The sequence below is a fragment of the Escherichia sp. AM3 genome, from assembly GCF_032029835.1.
GTDB lineage: Bacteria > Pseudomonadota > Gammaproteobacteria > Enterobacterales > Enterobacteriaceae > Escherichia > Escherichia coli.
Genome location: NZ_JAVUPQ010000153.1, coordinates 1 through 3,693, shown reverse-complemented (window position 1 = coordinate 3,693; position 3,693 = coordinate 1). Strand labels below are relative to the sequence as shown.

The 3,693-nt window shown below is 59.6% G+C and carries 1 protein-coding gene; it reads right to left on the bottom strand.

Annotated features, from left to right (window positions below; all coding sequences use genetic code 11):
- Positions 1-3,693 (bottom strand): conjugative transfer relaxase/helicase TraI (gene traI / locus RTW80_RS23075; protein ID WP_312720363.1); only part of this gene is annotated, 3,693 nt, incomplete at both ends.

Below are 3,693 nucleotides of genomic sequence, written 5' to 3'. Positions count from 1 at the left end.
CCACATAACCTCGCTCCCGGTCACTCTTCGTGAAGCGCATCCGGTCACCGGTTCCCACCCGGATGGTGTCCGGGGTGTACAGTGTGACGCCTTCAGCCACCGCCTCCCGGGGCGAAATCAGCCGCGTGTTACCTTCCGCATCCTCCAGGGTTATCAGCCCGTCATCCTTGCTGATACCGGCAATCCGGTGATACACACTATCCACCAGGGCAAGGGCATCCGGGTTATTCTCCCAGGTGGAGAGACGACGCAGTTCTCCGTCACGTATATTCGCTGTGTTCAGGACAGGCACCATGACCTGCTCAATGGCTTCATACAGTGTCATGGGGATATCCGGGAAAGCCTCGCCTTTCAGCATCGCCTTCTGCTGCGCTTCTGCCAGTTTCGCTTCCTGGCTGTGACTGAACTCCGTCACGGAGTGCTCCGGTGCCCATGCGCCCTCCTGACGGGGAACCTGAGACGGTTTCACACTCTCAAGCCCGGACAGTGCCCTTTCCACATCCCGGTTAATCAGGCTGTATACCGCCTCCCGCAGTTCCGGCGTCTGACGCACAATCTCCTTCATGATGACCACATCGGCAGCACTGCGCGTCTGCTGGAGACGGAAAGGCTGACCGGGCGCGATGGCCTGCAACTGGTCCGTGTCACCACTGGCCACGGCACGACCGCCACCGGCCGCAATCAGGGCGTATGCCCGTGCCATGTCGGTATTGCCCACCATAGAGCTCTCATCGAGCAGGAACAGCGTGTTGCTGAAATTCGGCGTTTCTCCGCTGCGCTGCAGCAGCTGCGTGTCATGCAGAAAGGACGCCAGCGTCTGTGCATCCACGCCGGCGCTGCGCATCTCACCGACCGCACGGTGCGTGGGCCCCAGCCCCACGACACGGGGACGTTCACTCTCCGGCAGCATGTTCACGGCTGACATCACCGCCCGGAACTGTGTGGTCTTACCCACACCGGCATAGCCCTGCACCACCGTGAAACGGTCGGACGTTTCCAGTATCATGCGGGTAGCGGCACGCTGTCCTGATGTCAGTTTCTCCATGAGTTCGCCAGGTACTCTCTCCATCAGTGGCGTGACCGCCTCCTTACCTTCGAGAATATGGCGAAGAATGCTCTTTTCTGCCTCATACGACGCACGGGAAACCAGCAGGCCTGTGCCATAGCCTTTTGCCACATCCACATACAGTAAATCACCGCGTTTTATCTGCGCATTGATTTCCCCTCCCAGTTCAGTAAAACTGGTTCCTTCTGCAGCAAACGACTTCGCCTCTGTCAGCAGGTCCACCATGCTGAAGGCCAGGTTTTTACTTTCCACCACAGGAAGCGCCAGATGAATAGCCTGCTGTGCCGGCGTGTGAAGCCCGGTTTTCTGCAGACTGATAGCGGTTTCCAGCAATGTCTCACCGGCACGCGCCTTTATCTGCTCAGAAACCACCGTAAAGGAGGGATGGCGGGCAAGTTTTTCCGCAGTACGGGTTTCATCCAGTGAGGAATACAGCCGGACATCACGACCGCTGCGGGCCAGACCGTTCAGGGTGGCGTTGTCCATTGCCATCTGTGTGACGGAGGCAAAAACCTTCGCACTGTCGCTGACGGAATGCCCGGGCGTTTCCACCCAGCCGTTCTCCAGCTTCAGTGCCATGAATGGTGAATCGCTCACAGGCAGGGAGGCCGGTTCAGCCCGCCCCGGCACAACAACCGTCATCGCATCTTCACTGACGGATGCCACCTGCAGGCGGTCACCGCCGGAGACGCGGAGTCCGGGAATTTTCCCTGTCACCCTCAGTCGCTCGCCGTCTGCCACCGGCATTTTTTCCGGCCGGAACAGCGACCAGCTGCTGTCCAGGGAGGAAATACGCACCACCTGCGTTTCATCCTGCGCATCCCGCAGGGTCAGGCTGTTACTCTGCGCCGTCACCCGGTCGATAACATAGCGGTCATGACTGCGTGTCTCCGGGTTCCACTGCTCCATCACCATCCCCGGACGGTACATATCCCGCAGATAACGGCTCCGGCTGTCCAGCCAGACCGGCGACAGGGCGGTCATGGTTACCTCCGGGCGTCCGAGCACGCCCTGTGTTTTCAGCTCACTGCGAATGGCCTGTGTCAGTATGGCCTGTTCCCGTACCCCGCTGACCTGTGCCACGCTCTCTTCTCCGGCTTTCACGCTGGCAGCAAAATCTCCTGCCAGCCGGGCATAGCGGACATTACGGTCCGGTTCACTGATGATGGTGGCCGGCCGCTGTTCTCCCCCCTGCCAGCGATATGTGTTCACCCCGGCATCTTTCATGGCCATCAGTGCACTGCCTGTACCGGTTCGCTGCCCGCTGTCGGTTATCAGGACCTGTACGTTATGACGTGCGGCACCGTCCAGCAGGGTTAACGTCTCTTTCAGGGAGAGTTTTTCGCCCTGGTCAACGATAACAGTATTGCCCGGCGTGAAGGCCATGCCCTCCTGCAGCTGACGACGTCCGGTTATCAGCTCACCGGACAGCCGTTCATCCTGCTTCAGGTTCATCTGCGAGCGACGGTCAGCGGCGATAATCTGCACCTCCCGCCCCTGCTCCCGGGCCATCATGACCAGCTCCGCCACCCGCTCACGCTGCCCGGCTGCACCGCCCTGCCCGGACACAATAGCCAGCGACGGGCGATCCTGTGCCAGAACACTGACCGCATCGCTGTAACCGGCCGTCCGGGGGACACTTTTCTCCGGATGTACGGTCACCCGGTTCTGTTTCATGATGTCACGACTGAGTGCCCGGACTGACAGCTCATCGAGCACATGAATCCCGGACGTGAACAGCCCCTTCTCACGATCGAGGGGGATAAGCTGCTCACGGCTGATGGCCTCATCGATACCGGCGCGTGCCCGTTCAATCACACCATTTTCCGGCGGCAGTATGCCGACCGTTCTGGCCAGCACGTCCGTGTACGTAAACTGCACTTTGCGTTCACTTAATCCGGCAATGGCCTGTGTCACCGCCTGCTGCACATCCGGCCCGTCCTGTGAAGCGGGTCCGGGCGTCTGCGTGCGGGTCTCCGCCCGTTGGTCCGCCGCGTCACGATACGCCCGGATGTCGAACCCGGTTTCCTTCAGCGTCTGCATCCATTCAGCCATTCTGACTTCAGGATCGACGTGCTGTTTGGATTTTCGCGTATCCAGTGCCGCCACATCCCGGGATTTCAGCGAGGCGTCTTCCCCGACGGCCTCCCGGATAGCCTGTGAGCGTCCGGAGAAGGCCTCCACCGGTACGCCCGGCATCTCCCACATACCGTGCTTACCAACCACTTCCGTTTCATAGCCTAGCGCCTCAACCTGCTCTTTCAGTTTTTCCCGGTAGAGCCTGCCGAAGGCAATCTGATTAGCGTACACATTCTCAATGAACCCCGTTTTCCCCACTTTGTCACTGCTCAATGTCTTCCACTCGCCGTTATGCTGCGTGACATTGGCCACTACCGCATGTGTGTGTAACTGTGGTTCCTGATCGCGACTGGTGTCGTGGTTAAACAGTGCCATCACCAGATTACCGGTCAGCACCGTTTCTGACTGTCCGTCCGTCATAACCCGTGTGGAAGCCAGCGCCTCCACCTGACGGACAGCAAAATCCACGGCCTGGTTATGTGCATCAATAAGACGTTTATCACCGCCTAACATGGCCATCACGGAGACACTTTTGGGGGCGGAGAAGG